This window comes from Xanthomonas hortorum pv. pelargonii (genome assembly GCF_024499015.1).
GTDB classification, from domain to species: domain Bacteria; phylum Pseudomonadota; class Gammaproteobacteria; order Xanthomonadales; family Xanthomonadaceae; genus Xanthomonas; species Xanthomonas hortorum_B.
In genome coordinates this window covers 771,862-790,700 of record NZ_CP098604.1, presented here as the reverse complement: position 1 = coordinate 790,700, position 18,839 = coordinate 771,862, and the positions used below count along the sequence as shown (strand labels likewise).

The 18,839-nt window shown below is 65.3% G+C and carries 17 protein-coding genes; 6 read left to right on the top strand and 11 right to left on the bottom strand.

Translation table 11 applies throughout. The features are described 5' to 3' along the window. The first annotated feature begins 60 nt into the window (after positions 1-60). The 5 genes from nagZ (at position 61) to NDY25_RS03480 (ending at position 4,144) form a co-directional block, all read left to right on the top strand. A complete protein-coding gene (nagZ, locus tag NDY25_RS03500) occupies positions 61-1,065 on the top strand; it encodes a beta-N-acetylhexosaminidase (protein ID WP_168958330.1) in 1,005 nt (334 codons plus the stop codon). Continuing rightward, positions 1,065-1,619, top strand: coding sequence for a hypoxanthine-guanine phosphoribosyltransferase (locus NDY25_RS03495; RefSeq protein WP_168958331.1), 555 nt, complete (start codon positions 1,065-1,067; stop codon positions 1,617-1,619). The genes nagZ and NDY25_RS03495 overlap by 1 nt, the downstream gene beginning before the upstream one ends. 86 nt (positions 1,620-1,705) lie before the next feature. Continuing rightward, positions 1,706-2,458 (top strand): S-methyl-5'-thioinosine phosphorylase, encoded by a 753-nt coding sequence (locus NDY25_RS03490; protein ID WP_115038373.1) that lies wholly within the window; start codon positions 1,706-1,708, stop codon positions 2,456-2,458. An 87-nt stretch (positions 2,459-2,545) separates the two neighbouring features. Then, positions 2,546-2,752, top strand: coding sequence for a transcription antiterminator/RNA stability regulator CspE (gene cspE, locus NDY25_RS03485; RefSeq protein WP_003488188.1), 207 nt, complete (start codon positions 2,546-2,548; stop codon positions 2,750-2,752). Positions 2,753-2,848: 96 nt separating this feature from the next. Beyond that, complete coding sequence (locus tag NDY25_RS03480) at positions 2,849-4,144, top strand: FAD-dependent oxidoreductase (RefSeq protein WP_233366488.1); 1,296 nt, start codon at positions 2,849-2,851, stop codon at positions 4,142-4,144. An 86-nt stretch (positions 4,145-4,230) separates the two neighbouring features. Here NDY25_RS03480 and pdeM read toward each other — a convergent pair whose 3' ends face one another. The 11 genes from pdeM to NDY25_RS03425 all read right to left on the bottom strand — a co-directional run bounded on the left by pdeM (position 4,231) and on the right by NDY25_RS03425 (position 15,777). Then, entirely contained in the window at positions 4,231-4,875 is a 645-nt protein-coding gene (gene pdeM, locus NDY25_RS03475) for a ligase-associated DNA damage response endonuclease PdeM (RefSeq protein WP_168958332.1), read from the bottom strand. Next, positions 4,865-7,360: a ligase-associated DNA damage response DEXH box helicase gene (locus tag NDY25_RS03470; RefSeq protein ID WP_168958333.1), complete on the bottom strand. Its 2,496-nt coding sequence runs from the start codon at positions 7,358-7,360 to the stop codon at positions 4,865-4,867. The genes pdeM and NDY25_RS03470 overlap by 11 nt, the downstream gene beginning before the upstream one ends. Next, on the bottom strand, positions 7,357-8,961 hold the full coding sequence (locus NDY25_RS03465) for an ATP-dependent DNA ligase (protein ID WP_168958334.1): 1,605 nt from the start codon (positions 8,959-8,961) through the stop codon (positions 7,357-7,359). The genes NDY25_RS03470 and NDY25_RS03465 overlap by 4 nt, the downstream gene beginning before the upstream one ends. Further along, positions 8,958-9,191, bottom strand: coding sequence for a hypothetical protein (locus NDY25_RS03460; RefSeq protein WP_168958335.1), 234 nt, complete (start codon positions 9,189-9,191; stop codon positions 8,958-8,960). The genes NDY25_RS03465 and NDY25_RS03460 overlap by 4 nt, the downstream gene beginning before the upstream one ends. Then, a complete protein-coding gene (locus tag NDY25_RS03455; RefSeq protein ID WP_168958336.1) occupies positions 9,188-10,198 on the bottom strand; it encodes a ligase-associated DNA damage response exonuclease in 1,011 nt (336 codons plus the stop codon). Before NDY25_RS03455 ends, NDY25_RS03460 begins: the two co-directional genes overlap by 4 nt. Positions 10,199-10,552: 354 nt before the next feature. Beyond that, positions 10,553-10,918 (bottom strand): hypothetical protein, encoded by a 366-nt coding sequence (locus tag NDY25_RS03450; RefSeq protein ID WP_168958337.1) that lies wholly within the window; start codon positions 10,916-10,918, stop codon positions 10,553-10,555. Further along, complete coding sequence (locus tag NDY25_RS03445; protein WP_168958388.1) at positions 10,915-11,490, bottom strand: bactofilin family protein; 576 nt, start codon at positions 11,488-11,490, stop codon at positions 10,915-10,917. Before NDY25_RS03445 ends, NDY25_RS03450 begins: the two co-directional genes overlap by 4 nt. 96 nt (positions 11,491-11,586) lie before the next feature. Next, positions 11,587-13,296: a diguanylate cyclase gene (locus NDY25_RS03440; protein ID WP_168958338.1), complete on the bottom strand. Its 1,710-nt coding sequence runs from the start codon at positions 13,294-13,296 to the stop codon at positions 11,587-11,589. Positions 13,297-13,553: 257 nt separating this feature from the next. Beyond that, positions 13,554-13,880: an XAC1346 family secretion chaperone gene (locus NDY25_RS03435; RefSeq protein ID WP_115038383.1), complete on the bottom strand. Its 327-nt coding sequence runs from the start codon at positions 13,878-13,880 to the stop codon at positions 13,554-13,556. A gap of 257 nt (positions 13,881-14,137) precedes the next feature. Continuing rightward, positions 14,138-14,479, bottom strand: coding sequence for a hypothetical protein (locus NDY25_RS03430; protein ID WP_039528386.1), 342 nt, complete (start codon positions 14,477-14,479; stop codon positions 14,138-14,140). Between the two features lie 122 nt (positions 14,480-14,601). Further along, a complete protein-coding gene (locus NDY25_RS03425) occupies positions 14,602-15,777 on the bottom strand; it encodes a thiolase family protein (RefSeq protein ID WP_168958339.1) in 1,176 nt (391 codons plus the stop codon). A gap of 173 nt (positions 15,778-15,950) precedes the next feature. Here NDY25_RS03425 and NDY25_RS03420 point away from each other — a divergent pair, with 173 nt between their 5' ends. Then, positions 15,951-18,800 carry an autotransporter serine protease gene (locus tag NDY25_RS03420; RefSeq protein WP_256627770.1) on the top strand — a complete coding sequence of 950 codons (2,850 nt, stop codon included), beginning with the start codon at positions 15,951-15,953 and terminating at the stop codon, positions 18,798-18,800. Positions 18,801-18,839: the final 39 nt, after the last annotated feature.

Sequence of the window (18,839 nt, the reverse complement as noted above, 5' to 3'; positions counted from 1 at the left end):
GCGCATCTGCGACAATGCCGCGCTGCGCCAACGTGGCGCCTGGCCCGGGAGTCCCCCAACATGCTTCTGATCGGCGTTGCCGGTACCGAACTCAGTGCACAGGAGCGCGACTGGCTGCAGCACGATGCGGTCGCCGGCGTGGTGCTGTTCAAGCGCAACTTCGCCTCGCGCACACAAGTGGCCGAACTGTCCGCGTCCATCCGCGCCGCGGCACCGCGCCCGGTGTTGATCTGCGTGGACCAGGAAGGCGGGCGCGTGCAGCGGTTTCGCGACGGTTACAGCGCTCTGGCGCCGCTGCAGAGCTTCGGCGCGCAGTATGCGCAGGACCCCGAGGCCGCGCTCGCTGCGGCGCGCGCGCATGCGCAGCTGATGGCCAGCGAAGTACGTGCCAGCGGCGTGGATCTGAGCTTTGCGCCGGTGGTGGATCTGGGCCGCGGCAACCGCGCCATCGGCGATCGCGCCTTCAGCGACGACCCGCAGATCGTGGCCAGCTTCACCCGCGCCTATGTGCAGGCGCTGCACGGCGCTGGCATGGCCGCCACGCTCAAGCATTTCCCCGGGCATGGCACCGTGCTGGAAGACACCCATGTCGATCACGCCAGCGACCCAAGGCCGCTGGAGGTGCTGCTGGCCGAGGATCTGGTGCCATTCGTGGCCGGGATCGAGGCCGGTGCCGACGCGGTGATGATGGCGCACGTGGTCTACCCACAGGTTGCGCCGGAACCGGCCGGTTATTCGCAGCGCTGGATCGAGCAGATCCTGCGCGGGCAACTGGGCTTCCGCGGCGTGGTGTTCTCCGACGACATCGGTATGGCCGCCTCGTTCAGTGCCGGTGGCGTGGCGGGCCGGGTGCATGCGCACCTGGATGCCGGCTGCGACGTGGTGCTGGTCTGCCATCCGGAACTGGTCGATGAATCGCTGCAGGCCGTGCAAGGCCGCAGCCTCAATACCGCAGCATTGATCGGCCTGATCGGCCGCGGCGCGCTGGGCTGGGATGGCCTGCTCGCCGGCACCGACGCCTCATTCACCACTTCCCCTTCCGCCCCTTTCGGAACAACTGCCTGATGTCCACGCTCACCATTTCCCAGGCCCTGGCCCAAGCCGATCTGCTGGTCGACCGCCCCGCCATCGACGCGGCCGTCGGCAGCATTGCCGATGCGATCGCGCGCGACTACGCCGGCGAAGTGCCGGTGTATCTCACCATCATGCATGGCGCGCTGCCGTTCTCCGGCCAACTGGCGCTGGAGCTGGGCGCACGCGGCCAGGACCTGCAGTTCGATTACCTGCATGCCACCCGTTATCGCGGCGAAATCACCGGCGGCGAGCTGGTCTGGAAGCACCGCCCGGCCACCGCGTTGTTCGGCCGCCGGGTGATTCTGGTCGACGACATTCTCGATGAGGGTTACACGCTGCAGGGCGTGCGCCAGTGGTGCCTGGAGCAGGGCGCTACCGACGTGCGTGTGGCGGTGTTGACCGTCAAGCGCCATGACCGCTGCGTGCCGGGCGTCGCTGCCGATTATGTGGGCGTGGAAGTGGCCGACCGCTACGTGTTCGGCTTCGGCATGGACGTCAACGAGCAGCTGCGCGGCATTCCCGCCATCTATGCGATGAAGCAGTAACTCCCGCAGTGTGCCCGCATCGCTGCGGGCAGCCAGGCGCGCACGCGTGCGCGCGCCGTCATGTCTTTTCGTAGCAGAGGTCGGTTGTGTCCCCCAATTCCATCGCATTGGCCGTCATCGGCGGCACTGGTGTCTACAAGCTCGCGCAGCTGGACGAGGTGCAGACGCACCAGATCGAAACACCGTACGGCGCGCCCTCCGGGCCGATTCGCGTCGGCATGTTGCTGGGTCACCGCGTGGCGTTTCTGGCGCGTCATGGTGAAGGCCATTCGCTGCCGCCGCACAAGGTGAATTACCGCGCAAACATCGCTGCGCTGCAGCAAATCGGCGCTTCGCGCGTGCTGGCACTCAACACCGTGGGCGGCATCACCGAGCGGTTCGGCCCGCGCGTATTGGCGTGCCCGGATCAATTGATCGATTACACCTGGGGCCGCGTGTCCACCTTCGGCGAAGAGCCGGGAAGCGAGGTGCAGCACGTGGATTTCGGTCATCCGTATTCGCCGATGTTTCGCAGCAAGGTCATCGCCGCGGCCAAGGTGACGGGTGTCACGCTGGTTGCCGATGGATGTTATGGAACCACGCAGGGACCACGGCTGGAAACGATTGCAGAGATCGCCCGCATGCGTCGCGATGGCTGCGATCTGGTCGGCATGACCGGCATGCCCGAAGCGGGTCTCGCACGCGAAAAAGGCCTGGAATATGCGTGTTTGGCGATCGTTGCGAACTGGGCGGCCGGCTGCGGCGACGCGCAGGAAATCACCATGGCCGAGGTGCTGAGTAACGTCGATGCGGCCTCGTCCGGATTGCCGGAGCTGATTGGCGAACTTGCACGCGGGTGATTGTCATTGGGGCATAAGCTTTGCATACTCGGCGCGTACGCATCGCCGTACACCACCCATTAATTATTGCAAAGGTCTCGCATCACCATGCCGAACGGTACCGTCAAGTGGTTCAACGACGCCAAGGGATTTGGCTTCATCTCACCGGAGGACGGCAGCGCCGATGTCTTCGCGCACTTCTCCGCGATCAACTCCAAGGGCTTTCGCAGCCTGCAGGAAGGCCAGCGCGTCAGTTATGACGTGACCCAGGGCCCCAAGGGTGCCCAGGCTTCGAACATCACGCCGGTCGAGTGATGTGACTCGATTGTGCGGTTGAAGAACCCCGCCACGGCGGGGGTTTTTTTGCACCGGTCCATGCGGGATCGGTGCTAGCGAAACAGAGCAGGGACGATGCAACGAGCATTACGGATTGCGGTAGTGGGCTATGGCACGGCGGGGCAGGCACTGGCCGTGCTGCTGGGCGCCGATGGGCATCGACTGGACGTGTTCGAGCGCGCCGTCGCGCCCGGGCCGGTGGGCGCAGGATTTCTGCTGCAGCCCAGCGGCCTGCAGGTGTTGTGGAAGATGGGATTGCTGTCGCAGGCGCTTGCGCATGGCGCGCCGGTGCGGCGGCTGTATGGCGAGACGCCGTGCGGGCGCGCGGTGATGGACATGCAGTATCGCGATCTGGATACGCGGCTGATGGGCTTGGGCATGCAGCGCGGCGCCTTGTTCGCGCTGTTGCGCGAGGCATGGCCGGAGCCGGCGCAGCTGCATGTGGATACGCAGATCACCGCGATCGATCACGACGGCGTGCGTGTGCAGGACCAGCGCGGGCACTGGCATGGTCCGTACGATCTGATCATCGCCGCCGATGGCTCGGCCTCCACGCTACGCGCGCAGGCGCAGGGCACGCGGCTGGATCGGGTCTATCCGTGGGGCGCGCTGTGGTGCCTGTTGCCACGCGAGGATTGGCCGTTCGTCGATGAGCTGCGACAGCGGTATATCGGTGCGCGCAAGATGATCGGTTTGCTGCCGGTGGGCACGCGCCCTGGCGACCACACGCCGCGGCTGAGTTTTTTCTGGAGCCTGCCGTGCAGCGATTTTGCCGCGTGGGAACAGCGCGGCATCACGGCATGGCGCGATGAAGTGGCGCAGATGTGGCCGGATGCACACGCCCGCCTGGAAACCGTGCAAGTGCATGGCGCACTGGCGCGTGCCAGTTACCGCGACGCGGTGGTGACGCGCTGGCATCGCGGCCGTTTCGTGCTGGCTGGCGATGCCGCGCATGCGATGAGTCCGCAGCTGGGGCAGGGCGTCAATATGGCGCTGCTGGACGCGTTGGCGATGCGCGATGCGTTGCGGGTTGGCACCGATCTGGATGCGGCCTTGCAGCACTATCAGCGCGAACGCCAGGCGCATGTGGCGATCTACCACCGCTGGAGCCGTTGGTTGACGCCGCTGTTCCAGTCCGAACGCGATCTATGGGCACACGGACGCGACCTGCTGATGCGCCCGATGGGCCGCGTGCCTGGCGGGCGCGGACATATGCTTCGTGTGCTCAGCGGTACCCAGCAGGGTTGGTTCGGCAAGCTGGCGTTGGCGCCGGAGTTTGTGGAGGCGTTGTCGCAACCAGTGCCGCAGCCGCAGCTGTCGCCGCAGCTGCAAACACCTGCTGAGGACGATGGCGTTAAAGCCGTGATGTAGCGCGTGTGGGTTGTTGCGGGCCACACGCGTGATCTATCTGATGCGTGCTGGCGTGCTGTCGTGATCGCAGTCGCACTGCTGTGTCGTTAGCGTACCGGCAATGCCACCGCATCGCCTTCCACACAGGCGACCAGGCGCTCGCCTTCGATCAGCGTCGGGACGATGCCCGCGGTGAAATGCGAGAACGCCGGCAGGATGGTGACGCGCTCGCGCAACCAGAATGCCGGCCAGCGACGCGACATGCCGGGCAGCGCGGCCAGCGGATGCAGATGCCCGCACAGCACGTGCCCGGTAGGGTGCGGCAAGGGATCGTGGCGCAGCACGAACGGGCCGTCTTCGACCTGCTCGCCGGCCGCTTCGATATGCAGATCCGCACCGGCCAGGGCGCGGTCGTGGTTGCCGCGGATGGCGATCACGCGCAACGCGCAATGACGCTCACGCCATGCGCTCCAGCGGCGATGCCAGGCCGCGCGCGGGGCAGGCCCGTGCAGCAGATCGCCGAGGATCCATAACGCCTCCACGGCGCGTTGTGCCAGCAACGCATCCAGCCGATCCAGATCGTGCGCAGTGCCGCCGGCCGGCATCCCGATGCCGGCGCGACGGAACACATCGGCCTTGCCCAGATGCAGGTCGGCGATCAACAAGGCGCGTTGCGCCGGTCGATACAGCGCACGCTCGCCGAGCAATTCCACTGTTTCGCCGGCCAGCCGCAGTTGCACGCTATCGCCCATGTTTACGCTCCAGTTGTTCGGCAGCGCGCAGCACGCGGGCCTTCCAGTCTTCGGTACTCAGCTGGCCGCGCACACGTTCGGCCCATAACGGAAACGACAGGGGAGTCAGACTGCGCGGTTTGCACAGGCGTAGTTCGCGGCGTGCGCAATCTTCCAATGCATGCGCAAGCCGCGCCAGTTCGAGCTGGCCTTCGAACACTTCGCGCTCAGCTTGAGCAAGCAGCAGATGCTCGGGATCGAAGCGCTGCAAGACGTCGTAGAGCAAGCCGCTGGAGGCCTGCAGCTGACGCAGGCTGCGTGGTGCACGGCCAGGCAGCGATGGCGACAGCAACCCGGCAACGCGGGCGATCTCGCGGAATTGTCGGCGTGCCAACTCGCCCAGATTGAGGCTGTCGCGCAGATCGTCGAGCAACCCGGATGGCGACAGCAAGCTCTGCAGCACGCTCGCGTCGAGTTCCACATCCTGCGCGGGCGAGAGCACAAAGCCATAATCGTTGGCGGCAAAACTAAACGTATTGCGCTGACGCCGCCCCCAGCGCGCCGCAAGCAACGCAGCCAGCCCTTCGTTGACCTGGCGGCCGGCGAACGGATACACGAACACGTGCCGGCCATCGCGCGCCTTGATGCTTTCCACCAGCAGATGATCCGGGCCGGGCAGGGACGATAGCGACGATTGCAAGCGGAGTAACGGCGCAAGCGCCTGCATTTCCGGCGCATCGCCGGGATCGGCGAATACTGCTTCCACCTCACGGCCCAATGCCGACGACAACGGCATGCGCCCGCCCATCCATTTGGGTACCACGCCACTGCCGCCCTTGGCCACGCGCACATAAGCGGTCATGTCTTCCAGCCGCACCAGCTCCAACAAACGCCCGGCGAACTGGAACCGGTCGCCACGGCGCAGACGGCCGACGAACTGTTCTTCCACCGCACCCAGGCGCCCGCCGCGCAAAAACTGCACGCGCACGCTGCCATCGCTGGTGATCGTGCCGATGGACAAGCGATGCCGCAGCGCGACGCGCCGATCGATGACGCGATACACGCCCTCTTCGTCGCGCACGACTTTATGGAAATCCGGGTAATGCGCCAGCGCGCTGCCGCCTTGCACGATGAAGTCGAGCACCGCTTGCCAGGTGGCTTTATCCAGCGCCGCAAATGCATCGGTGCCGCGCACTTCTTCAAACACTGCATCGGCGCGGAAACCGCCGCCGAGTGCGAGGGTGACGCAGTGCTGCGCCAATACATCCAGCGACAGGCGCGGCGGTGGGCGCGCTTCGATATGGCCATGCACGATCGCGCGCCGCGCAGCGGCGTATTCCACCAGTTCCAGCGCATGCGAGGGTACGCACACCACGTGTCCGGATTCGCCCGGGCGATGACGCGCGCGGCCGGCACGCTGCAGCAAGCGCGCAATGCCTTTCGGGCTGCCGACCTGCAGCACCTGATCCACCGCCGGAAAATCCACGCCCAGATCCAGGCTGGAGGTTGCCACCACGCAGCGCAGGCTGCCGTCGCGCAAGCCGAGTTCGGCCGCTGCGCGCAGCGACGGGTCCAGCGAGCCGTGATGCAACGCGAGCGTGGCCGGATCGTCCGGCCACACCGCGTTCAAGGCCTGATGCCACAACTCGGCCTGCGCGCGCGTGTTGGTAAACACCAGGCTGGTACGTTGCTGCATGATCTTCTGCAGCACGCGCGCCAGCTGCGCCAGGCCCAGATGCCCGGCCCAGGGAAAGCGTTCGCCGCTCTCCGGCAACAAGGTCTCCAACGTCATCGCGCGTGGTTTGACGCCCGAGACCAGCGCAGCATCCGGGCGATGCGGCAACAGCACATCGCGTGCTTGGGATAAGTTGCCCAGCGTCGCCGACAAGCCCCAGATGCGTAGTGGCGGCGCCCAGCCGCGCAGGCGCGCCAAGCACAGCTGCAGCAGCACGCCGCGCTTGTTGCCGAGCAGCTCATGCCATTCGTCGACGATCACGCAGCGTAGCGCCGACAACTGCGGCGCGGTATCCGGGTACGACAGCAACAACGCCAACGATTCTGGCGTGGTGACCAGTACATCGAGCTTGCCGCTGCGCGCCAGCCGCTTGTCGCGCGCGCTGGCATCGCCGGTACGCAAGCCCACCTGCCAATCCAGCCCCAGTGCTTCTACCGGTTCACGCAGGGCGCGTGCGGTATCGGCGGCGAGTGCGCGCAACGGGGTGATCCACAGTACTTGCAGTGTGCGTTGCTGCTGACGACGCGCAGTCGTCGTGACAGATTTGATCGGCGTGCGGCGCCCGCGTGCAGCCAACGCTTCCAGCAGCGGCCCGCCGAAGGCCGCCAGCGTCTTGCCGCTGCCGGTTGGCGTATGCAGCAAGCCGGATTCGCCATCGAGATAGCGCTTCCACACATCGCGTTGAAACGGTAACGGCGCCCAGCCGCGCTGCGCGAACCAGGCACGCCATTGCTGCAACGGCGTGCCGCGTGTCTGCTGCGCGCCGCTCACCGTGCCAGCGCCTGCAAGCTGCTCAGGTGATCGGCCTCGGCCATCGGCTTGTCCTGGCGCCAGCGCAAAATCCGCGGGAAGCGCACTGCAATGCCGGACTTGTGCCGCGCGCTGCGATTGACCGCTTCGAACCCCAGCTCGAACACATGATGCGCGGTGACCGCGCGCACCGGGCCGAAGCGCTCGGTGGTATTGGCGCGGATCCAGCGATCCAGCTGCAGAATTTCCTTGTCGTCCAGACCGGAGTAGGCCTTGGCGATCGGCACCAGCTGGCCCTCGTGCCACAGCCCGAACGTGTAGTCGGTGTACAGCGTGCTGCGCCGGCCATGACCGGCTTGCGCATACAGCAGCACCGCATCGATGGTGAGCGGGTCGATCTTCCATTTCCACCAGTCGCCGCGTCGACGACCGGATTGATACACCGAATTGGCGCGCTTGAGCATCAGCCCTTCCACGCCGCGCTCGCGTGCATCCAGACGCACTTGCGCGGCGGCCTGCCAATCGCTCACCTGCACCAATGGCGAGGCAACGATGCGTGGATCGGCGAGTGTGGCCAGCACGCCTTCCAGCAGTGCACGACGCTCCTGTAATGGACGTTCGCGTAAATCCTCGCCATCCAGCTCAAGCAGATCGTAGGCGACCACACGTGCTGGCGCTGCTGCCAACGTCTTTGGCCCGGGCTTGAGCCGCTGGATGCGCGTCTGCAAGGCGGTGAACGGCATCGGCAACGGTTGCTCCGGTTGCCAGGCCAACAGCTCGCCATCGATGACGGTGCCCTCTGGCAACTGCATCGCGGCCTGTTCGATTTCCGGAAAACGACCATCCAGACGTTCTTCGCCGCGTGACCACAACGCCGCTTCGCCAGCGCGTCGAATCAGCTGCAGCCGAATGCCGTCCCACTTCCATTCCAGCAGCCAGGCATCGACCGCGCCCAGCGTTTCGACCTCGGCTTCCAGTGGCGAGGCGAGAAAGAACGGGTAGGGCTGCTGCCGATCGCCGGGCAATTCTTCGGCGGTCAGCAGGTTGGCCAGATAGGTCGGATGCGGCCGCCAGCTGCCGAGCATGCGCTGCGCGATGCGCGCGATCTCTATCCCGGACATCTCGGCCAAGGCCTGTTGCACCAGTCGCTGCGACACGCCAACGCGCAGCGCGCCGGTCAGCAGCTTGTTGAATACCAGACGCTCGTCGAAGGCCAGGCTGCGCCATGCCTGCACGATGCAGGCCTTGCGTACATCGACGTCTTGATTGGCGATCGGCAGCAGCCGCTGTTCGATCCATTCTGCAAGCGGTAAATCGGCCGCTTCGGTGGCCGGGTCATCCAACAGCAAGGCCAGCGTTTCAGCCAGATCGCCGACGTGGTCGTAGCTATCTGCAACCAACCAATCGGCAATGCCGGCGGTCTCGGTGATCCATTCGCGCAACTCGCCGCTGCTGGCGATGCGCATGCGTGTGCTGGCCACCTTGCCGCCGGCCAGTAAATACAACGCCCACGCCGCATCAGGCGGCGGCGCGCTGCCGAAATAACGCACCAACGCGGCACGCTTGTCGAGCGTGCCGGTACTGCGATCCAGGGTGCGGTACAACGCGGCAAAACGCTTCACAGCAGTGCCTGCGCAGTTGCGCATTTGTCTGCGGCGCGCAGTTTCATTGCGCGTTGCGTAAACGCACTCAAGCTGCGTACGCGACGCTGCGGCTGCGGCGGTCCGACAATGGCGGCGGGCGCAGCGCGATGAATGCGAAACGCCAAGGCGTGCCGACGAAACGCAAGCGCGCCGCTCAGGCGAATGCGAGGACGTGCGCGAACATAACGGCGTGCGGGCAGCGGGTTCATTCCTCGGCTCCGAAATCGGTGCGGAAGGCTTCGGCAGCGACGCCGCGTTCCAGCAGATGCTGGATCAAGGCATCGGTGTTGCCGTGGGTGGCGATCACGCGCCGCGCGCCAGTCTCCTCGATGGTGCGCAACAGGTCCGGCCAATCGGCATGATCGGACACCACAAAACCGCGGTCGTAATTGCGCCGACGGCGATTGCCGCGAATGCGCATCCAGCCCGATGCAAAGCCCTGTTGTGCATGCCGGAAGCGACGGATCCAGGCGCTGCCGGCCGCCGAGGGCGGCGCCAACACCAATTGCCCGGCATAGTCGGCGCCGCGCGCGTGTTCGCTGACCGGTTGGGTATCCAGCATCGCGATGCCGGCCTGGCGATACACCTCCACGCCCACCGCGATCGCGCCATGCAACAACGCCGGTTGCGTGTCCCAGGCGCGCAGCTCCGCCAACACCCGTTGCGCCTTGCCCAATGCATAGCAATACAGAATGGCCGCTTCGCCGCGCTCGGCGCATTCGTGGCGCCAGGCGACGATATCGGCCGCGACATCTGAGGTCTCCGGCCAGCGATACACCGGCAGCCCGAAGGTCGCTTCGGTGATGAAGGTGTCGCACGGCACCACTTCGAACGGCTTGCAGGTGGGGTCGTGCTGGCGTTTGTAGTCACCCGAGGCGACCCAGACCTCGCCATCGACTTCGATGCGTACCTGCGCCGAGCCGAGCACGTGTCCGGCCGGATGCAGCGACACCTGCGCACGTCCCAGGCGAAACGCTTCACCATCGGCATGCGTGTGATAGACCTGCTCGCCAAGGCGCCACTGCAGGATCGGCAGGCTCTCGTGCGTGCAGTGGTAGTCGCCCATACCGCTGCGCGCGTGGTCGCCATGCCCGTGGGTGATCACCGCACGCGGCACCGGCCGCCAGGGATCGATATGGAAGTCGCCCTGCGGGCAATACAGACCCTCGGGCCCAAGCACCACCAGATCGCCAGGTTTGTCGTTGCCGTTGCGCATGCGGCAACTCTGGCCAAGCCGGTGTGCAGATCCTGAGAATGGGAATGGCATGCATCGGCGTAGCGCCTCGACACGTGCTTGCACGGCGAGGTTCGGGTGGACGCGTGCGTGCTTACGAGAAAGCGTCTAGCGCGACGCGGTCGAGCGTTTCGCGTGGCGAGACGTGCGCATTCAACGTCGCTGGGACGCTAGGACGTTGCCTTTTGCTGCATCGAGAACGCAAATAAAACCTGACAAGCGAACATCAAAAGCGAGGAGTGATCGGCGTTATCCGCGTTGATCCCGCTCCGATCCTGATCTCCCGCACGCCCGATCTCCCGCATGTCTTCCATCTGGCGCTTACCGTCTTACACCCTAATGCCGGGTACGCCGCCCGGGTAAGCGCACCGCAGTCGCTTCGACGGCCAAGGTAAATCCACGCTCTTCGCCGCCCTGCATTGCGCCGACATCCACGACCTGGCGGCGAATCTCTTCGCCCTTGCCGTTACGCACCGACACCACCACGGTGTATTCCCATGGATCGCCATCGGCAGGATGACGGATGGTGCCTTCGACCTTGAGCGGCACGATCGGGGCGGGCTGCGCATGTTGCACAGCTGCCGAGTCGAAGCGCAGGTGATGCTTGCACGCAGGGCAGACGCTGGCGCTTTCCAGAATCGTCGCCTTGCAATGCGGGCAGCTGCGCGTGGCACCGGGCGTGCCCGGGCGGGGTGCACTCATGTGGCGTCGCTGTCTCCGCTCACGATTGCCTTGCTCGTGCCAACCGGTTTGCCGGTGTCTTCGCCCCAGCCGAAATCGGCCTGGCCGCGCATGCGGGCGCCCGACGCCACGGTGAGGCTACCGGCCTTGACGTCGCCGACCAGCACGCCGGAGGTCTGCAATTCCACTTGCGCGGCAGATTCGATATTGCCCTCCAGTTCGCCGGCGATGATCACCTTGTTGGCGCGCACGCCGCCGTTGAGCTTGGCGCCGCGTTCGATGGTGAGATCGCCCTTGACGTTGACGTCGCCCTTGAAACGGCCGGCCAGACGCACGTGCCCGGCGCCTTCGATCTTGCCTTCGATGCTGATGTCGGCGGCGATCAGCGATTCTTTCGCCTCATTCTGGCGCTGCGGGGCCGCAGTGCTGGCTGCCGGCGTCACCGGCGCAACACTGGGCGGGGCGGTGGCAGGCACCGGCGGAGCGGGGCTGGCCTCGGCGGTGAACAACCGGCCATCGGCGGCGGGAGGAACTTCGGGTGCGGCCGGAACGCCGTCTTTCTTGTTGGGACCTTGATCGCGCCACATCGACATCGGATTGCCTCGCTTGGGGGTCAAGGCCGACTATCGCCGCGTCGATGGATCTTTTGTGTGACGAATTGCGCAATCCAACATCGACGGCGTGCGTGCTCAATCCAGTGGGGGCGTGGCGGCGCCGTGCTGCTCGACCCGGTTACGTCCGCGGTGTTTGGCGATATACAGCGCCGCATCGGCTTTCTGGATCAGGCTCGATCCCAATTCGCCGTCGACCGGGAAGCTGGCCACGCCGATCGAGGCGGTCACGCGCGGCAACGCGCGCTGGCCATCGGTGACCGCCAATGCGGCGATAAAGCCACGGATCTGCTCGGCCACGCGCATGGCTTCGGCGCCATCGGTCTCGGGCAGGATCACGGTGAATTCTTCGCCGCCGTAGCGGCAGGCCACATCTTCGGCGCGCAGGCGGGTCAGCAGCAGCTCGCCCACCGCTGCCAGCAGCAGATCGCCGCCGGCATGGCCCTGGCTGTCGTTGAACTGTTTGAAGTGGTCCACATCCAGCATCAGCACCGACAACGGCAGGTCGCGGCGTGCGCAGCGCGCCAGCTCGTGGCTGAGCGATTCTTCCAGATAGCGCCGGTTGTACAGCCCGGTCAGCGCATCGCGAATGGATTGCCGGCGCAGCGATTCGCGCAGACGCAGATTGCTCAGCGCCAACGACAACTGCTCGGCCGCGGCCTCGGCGATTTCCAGGCGCGGCATCGGGCCAGGGCCGGGCGAGGACAGAAACAGAAAGCCGAGCTGGGTGCCTTGCGCCGACATCGGCAGGCAGGCGGTAGTGATCGGCGCGGTGGTGTCGGGCACGGCGATATGCGCACACAGCGCATCCCGGTGCAGGTCTTCGATGATGTGCGGCTGACCCCGGCGCAGCGCCCAGCACTCTTCCGGCAGCAGATGCGGCGCGCTTTGCAGCAGCGGCTCGCCCCAGTGGCTGATCGCTTCGGCGCGATCCTGCGACGCGCGCAGCAGATACACGCTTCCGGCCACGCCGGGCAGCAGGCCGGCCAGGGTGCGGCTGGTCACCACCAGCGCCTCTTCGGCGCTGATGCAACTCTGCAGCAGGCCGGTATAACGGCTGAGCAGATTGAGATCGGCGGTACTGCGTTGCAACGCGTCGACACTCTCGCCCAGCTCGCGATTGGCCTGCGCTGCCAGCCGCTCGGCCTGCGCGCGATTACTCAGTTCGCGCATCAACAACCCGTAGACGGTGCCGACGACGACCAGCCCGAATGGAATGCCGGCCAGCGCCAGCACCAGCAGCAAGGTCGCACTTTGCCGGCTGCTTTCGGCGCGCTGCACCAACAGTTCCTGTTCGCGCTGCACCATGCTCAGCGACTGCTCGCGGATCGCGCTGGTGGTACGGAAAGCGTTCTGTCGAATGCTTGCGCGCGCCGGTTCCAGACCGCTTTGCGTATAGAGGTCGAGGGTATGCTGGATCTGTTGCAGACGCGTCTCCACCAGCTGCTGCAAGCGGTCCAGATGTTGCTCCTGGGTGGTGTTGTCGGTAATCAGCCTTCGCAGGTTGCCGAGCAGAATCGGCAGGCGTTCGACGCTGGTCTGATAGTCGAGCAAATATCCATCGTTGCCGGTGAGCAAAAAGCCGCGCTGCGCCGACTCGGCATCCAGCATGCGCGCCTGGATCTCGTCGATCCGGCCGATCACTTCATGCGTGTGTGCCACCCACGCGGCATCGGCCAGCGAGCGGCGTGCACCGACGAAGATGCCGATGCCGATGGCGATAAAAATCAGCGCAGAAAAAGCCAATGCAAGCTGATTGCTGCGGCGCGAGGTAAAAGAAGAGGGCATGCGCCGATGCTAGCCTGCCGTGTTCGACAACATGCGCTTTCTGCCGCCGACAAACGCACACGCCGGCTCGATAAAGCCGGCGCGTGCGTAAAGTGCCAACGGGGTCACGCGGTGTTTCGGAGTGGCTGACAAGCGCGGCCGGCGGTCCTTGGTGGCACGAACGGCGCAGAAGAGCCGGCGTGTGCGTGATACATGGCGCTTTCCGAGCACCGACCGTGCCCGCCTAGCGGTGAGCGCAGTCGTTGTGACAGTCGCTCTTAGTGCTCCGGATGCTCTGCGTCGTGCTTGTCGGCGTTCTGCTCGGCCTTGTTGGCCATCTCGCGGGTCTTGTCGGCGGTGGCGTCGGCGGCGTTGGCGGTTGCGCGGCTGGCATCGGCCGCCAGTTCGCGAGCGGCAACGCGTGCGTCGGCAGTGGCAGCCTTGGCCTGCACGGCAGCGCGATCGGCGGCCTGCTCGGTGGCAGCAGCAGCGTGCTTGGCAGCGGATGCAGCATCGCGGCGCGCCTGCTCTGCATCAGGGCCTTGGCAGGCGGCGAGCGTAAGGGCGGCAATGGCGCTCAACGACAGCATGCGGATCGTCTTCATGGGTGGGTCCTGTTCCTGTTCCGGTGTTGGAACGCGGAGCTTATGCAGGAGCTAATGCAGTGCGCGTCAATGCCGCACTGGCCATTCAGCCGCGGGCGGGCATGCCGCTACGCGATGGCGAGTCATTTGTCTAATGGCGACGCGTGATGCATCCAGTGCAGGCGGATCAGGGGCGGATTCCGGGAGAAATTTCAGGCAAAGAAAAAGCCGCTGGAAACCAGCGGCTTTCTCCGAACTCGCTTGGAGCTAAGAAGTGATTACTTCTTGGCTTCTTCGGCGGTGTCCTTAGCAGCTTCGGCGGTGTTTTCAGCCGTCTTGGCAGCGTCGGCAGCCTGATCAGCAGCAGCGTCGGTCGCGGCGCCGGAAGCAGCCTGGGCAGCGTCAGCAGCGGTGTCAGCCGAAGCAGCAGCGGTGTTGGCAGCAGCCTGAGCGGCGTCAGCCGACTGCGAGCCCGAGGCAGCAGCCTGGTCAGCAGCGGTCTGAGCGTCGGCAGCAGCTTCGTTAGCCGAAGCAGCAGCGTCCTGAGCCTGTTCCGGCTTCGAGCAAGCGGTCAGGGCCAGGCCCAGAGCCATTGCGATCAGCAGCTTGTTAATGGTCATTGTTTCAATCCTCGTCGTTAGATTAGGCAACGCGCTATTGCGCGCCCCCGACATGATGACGGCCACAAGACTAGTGTCAAGCGTGCGCGCATTCAGTTTTGCAAAATCGCCGTTAAAAACAATCAAATCAATTCGATAGCGATGGCAGTCGCTTCGCCGCCGCCGATGCACAGCGTCGCGATTCCGCGCTTGCCGCCGCGCGTGCGCAACGCGTTCACCAATGTCACCACCAAGCGCGCACCGGATGCGCCGATCGGATGACCGAGTGCGCAGGCGCCGCCATGCACGTTGACCTTGTCGTGCGCGATGCCCAGTTCCTTGATCGGCACCATCGGTACCACCGCGAACGCTTCGTTGATTTCGAACAGATCCACCTCGTCCAGATGCCAGCCGATCCTGCCGACCAGGGTCTGGATCGCGGCCACCGGCGCGGTGGTGAACCACTCAGGTTCCTGCGAGTGGGTGACATGCCCCACGATGCGCGCCAACGGCCTGATGCCACAACGTTGCGCATCGTCTGCGCGCATCAGGATGGTGATTGCCGCGCCGTCGGAAATGCTCGACGAACTGGCGGCGGTGACGGTGCCGTCCTTCTTGAAAGCCGGCTTCAGGGTCGGAATCTTGGCCACATCGGATTTGCCGGGCTGCTCGTCGCTGTCCACGACGACCTCGCCCTTGCGCGTTGCCACGGTGACCGGAACGATTTCATCGGCGAACGCGCCGCTGCGCTGCGCCGCCTGCGCACGCTCGACCGAGGCGATCGCGAACGCATCCTGATCGGCGCGACTGAAATCGAACTTCTCCGCAGTGGCTTCGCCGAACACGCCCATCGCCTGGCCGTCGTACGGATTGGTCAGACCATCCCAGGCCATGTGGTCGACTGCCTGGAAGTTGCCGTAGCGGTTGCCGGTGCGCGAGTTGGGCAGCAGATGCGGCGCGTTGCTCATCGACTCCATGCCGCCGGCGACCACGATGCTGGCCGAGCCGGCCTTGATCAGATCGTGTCCGAACATGATCGCCTTCATGCCCGAGCCGCACACCTTGTTGATGGTGGTGGCGCCGGTGGAAGTGGGAATGCCTGCCGCAATCGCGGCCTGACGTGCAGGCGCCTGGCCGAGGTTGGCCGGCAGCACGCAGCCGACGATGACTTCTGAAATGTCGGCCGCTGCGATCCCGGCTTGCGCCAGCGCACCCTCGATCGCGGCGGCGGCAAGCTTGGGCGCCGGCACGCCATTGAATTGGCCAAGGAACGAGCCGATGGCAGTGCGTTTGGCAGCAACGATGACGATGTCGGACATAGAGGAGATACCGTTTAAAGTGAAACGATTATCTGCCTCATACTCCGTTCGCGCCAGCCGCGACACGCGCTACGCAGTTAGCTGCGACAGTGGCGTGACGATGCGTTATAAAGACCTCGTTCGGGTCCGGATTGGGCCCTATCCATGGAATGGGTTCGGGGAGAACAACTCAGATGAAGAAGAGAGACGTCGGCAGGACTGTCCTGGCCTCGGCGTTGGCTGTGGCGTTGACCGCGTGTGGCGGCGGTGGAGGTGGTGGCGGCATTCGTCCGACCACACCGACTGCACCGCCACCGACCTCGCCACCGCCACCACCGCCGCCAACCTCACCGCCGCCACCGCCACCGCCGGTAGTGGCACCGCCGACGACACCGGAACCCGCATTCGACGCGCATCTGACGCTGACCAATGCGCGCGCCGCGCAGGCGTTGGGGTTCACCGGTGCGGGGTATCGCATCGGCGTGATCGATACCGGCATCAATACCAATCATCCGGCCTTGCAGGGGCGGGTCAGCGACAGCTTCATCTATGTCGATCCGCGCACCAACAATGTCGCTGCGGGCGATGTGGTGGGCCACGGCACCGTGGTGGCGCAGCTGGCGGCCGGGCGTGCAGTGGGGCAGTGGCCGGGCGGCATCGCCAGCGGCGCAGGCCTGGTGTCCGCACGCATCATCAGCGATGAAGCGCCGGACGATGACGATAGCGGCGAAGGCAATGAGGTCGATGGCCCGCTTGGACTGGCCGGCGTGCATGCCGACCTGATCAGCGCAGGCGTGCGCATCATGAATAATTCGTGGGGCGGGCTGTATTGGAACGACCCGGCGGTGACCAATCAGATTGCGCAGGAATACCGGCCTTTCATCATAGGCAACGATGGGCTGGTGGTGTTTGCGTCGGGGAATGAATCAAGACCGGAACCCTCCGACACTGCGGCGCTGCCCAGTCAGTTGGGCCCGAATGGAACGCTGCCGGCCGCCGATCTGGAACGCGGCTGGTTGGTGGTCGCCGCGCTGGATACCGCCAATCCCACGCAGCTGGCCTCGTACTCCAATGCCTGCGGCGTTGCGATGCGTTATTGCCTGGTGGCGCCGGGCACCTCGATGTTTCTCCACCCCGATGCCACCGCCAGCAACATCCGTTATTTCTATGGCAGCGGCACCTCGTTTGCCGCGCCGCTGGTGTCCGGTGCAGCCGCACTGGTGTGGGAGGCGTTTCCGTATTTCAACAATGATCTGGTGCGCCAGACCTTGCTGGGAACTGCCACCGATCTGGGCGCAGCGGGCGTCGATCCGACGTTTGGCTACGGCTTGCTCAATGTCGGCAAGGCGGTGCTGGGACCGGCACGTTTCGATTGGGGGACGGTGGATGTCACCGTCAATACCTTGCGTTCGACCTGGGCCAACGACATCAGCGGCAGCGGTGGGCTGACCAAGCGTGGGACCGGTACCTTGGTGTTGAGTAGCGATGCCAACACCTTTGCCGGCGACACCCAGGTGCTCGGTGGCATCTTGCAGACGGCCAGTCTGCAGAGTGCGCGCGTGGGCATTGCCAATGGCGCCAGGCTGGTCGGTGCCGGCAGGATCGGTGGAACGGTGAACAATGCCGGCACGCTGCAGGTCAACAGTGCGGCGCTGTCTGTCACCGGCAATTACACCCAGGCGGGTGATGGCCGTCTGGCCTTGAACGTCGGCGATCGTTTGAACGTTGCGGGCACCGCGACGATTGCAGGCGATCTGCAAGTGCTCGGCCGGCGCGATTACGTGATCGACAACAACACCTACACCTTGCTGCAAGCCACCAACGGGCTGCAGGGTCGGTTCGATTCGCTCAGCAACGGGCCGGCAGTGACCTTCCTCGATGCCAATCTGAGCTACGACAGCAATAGCGCGTATCTGACGTTGCGGCGCATGGATGTCACTGCAGTCGCGGCAACGCTGGGCGTCATCGGCACTGCGTCGATGGATTCGGCAGTGCGTGTCGAGCAGGCGTTCCAGCAGGTGGATGCGCAGCAGTTCCAAGGCAGCGGCGCGATCAGCAACGGCTTCATTCGCGCCGCAGCGGCGTTGCAGCAATCGCCGAATGCGAAGGCTGCCGCCGATTCGTTGCGCAGTCTGTCCGGTCGTGCGCATGCGGCTTCCGCAGCGATGACCTTCGACACCATCGATCTGGGCCGGCGTGCGTTGGCGGCGCATTTCGATGGCTTGTCGCAGCAGCCGCGCATGCTCGGCGTCTGGCAACGTGCGCTCGGCGGGCCGGGCGAGGGCGGGGTGACCACGTCCGGATTCGCCACCTCCGGCTGGATGATGGGGAATGATCTGCGCCTGGCCTCCGGCGCGGTCGCGGGTTTTGCCTTCGGCGAAACGCGCTCCAACAGCCTGGGCGATCTGGATGGTGCACGTGGGCGCGATCGTCAGGTGCAAGGTCAGCTGTACTGGGGCACCACGCTGGGCTCGGCCTACACGCTGGGTCAGCTGGGTTTCGGCAATGTCGATCGGCAGATCGAGCGCAGCCTGCAGTTCGGCGAAGACCGCAGCAGCGCCTTCAGCGACTACAGCGGCAGTTACCTCAGCGGCAACCTGGAAACCGGCTATCGCTGGGGCGGTGCACGCACAACGCTGACGCCGTACATGGGCCTGGATTATGTGCGGCTGCGTAGCGAAGGTTTTCGCGAAAGCGGTGGCGACGGCTTCGGCCTGCGTGCCGATGCCAGCACCTCCTCGCGCACCCAGGTGCTGGCCGGTGTGCGTTCGGCATATCGCTGGCGCGGCATCCAGTTGGGCGGTTATGCCGAGTGGCAGCAGGCATTGAGCAGCGAAGGCTTGATGCTGGATGCCAGCTTCATCGGTGTGGATGCGTGGGCGCCGTTGCGCGGCATGCAGCCGGCGCGCTCGGGTGGTTTGTTTGGCATCGCTGCTTCTGCACCATTCGGTAATCAAAGCCAGCTGCGTTTCGGTTACGACCAGCGGGTGGGCGAGCGCGGCGACGACCGCGCGTTGAGCCTGCGTTACAGCGCCGATTTCTGATCGGCGTCCTGCATGCCCAGGCACTGCTGCCTGGGCATG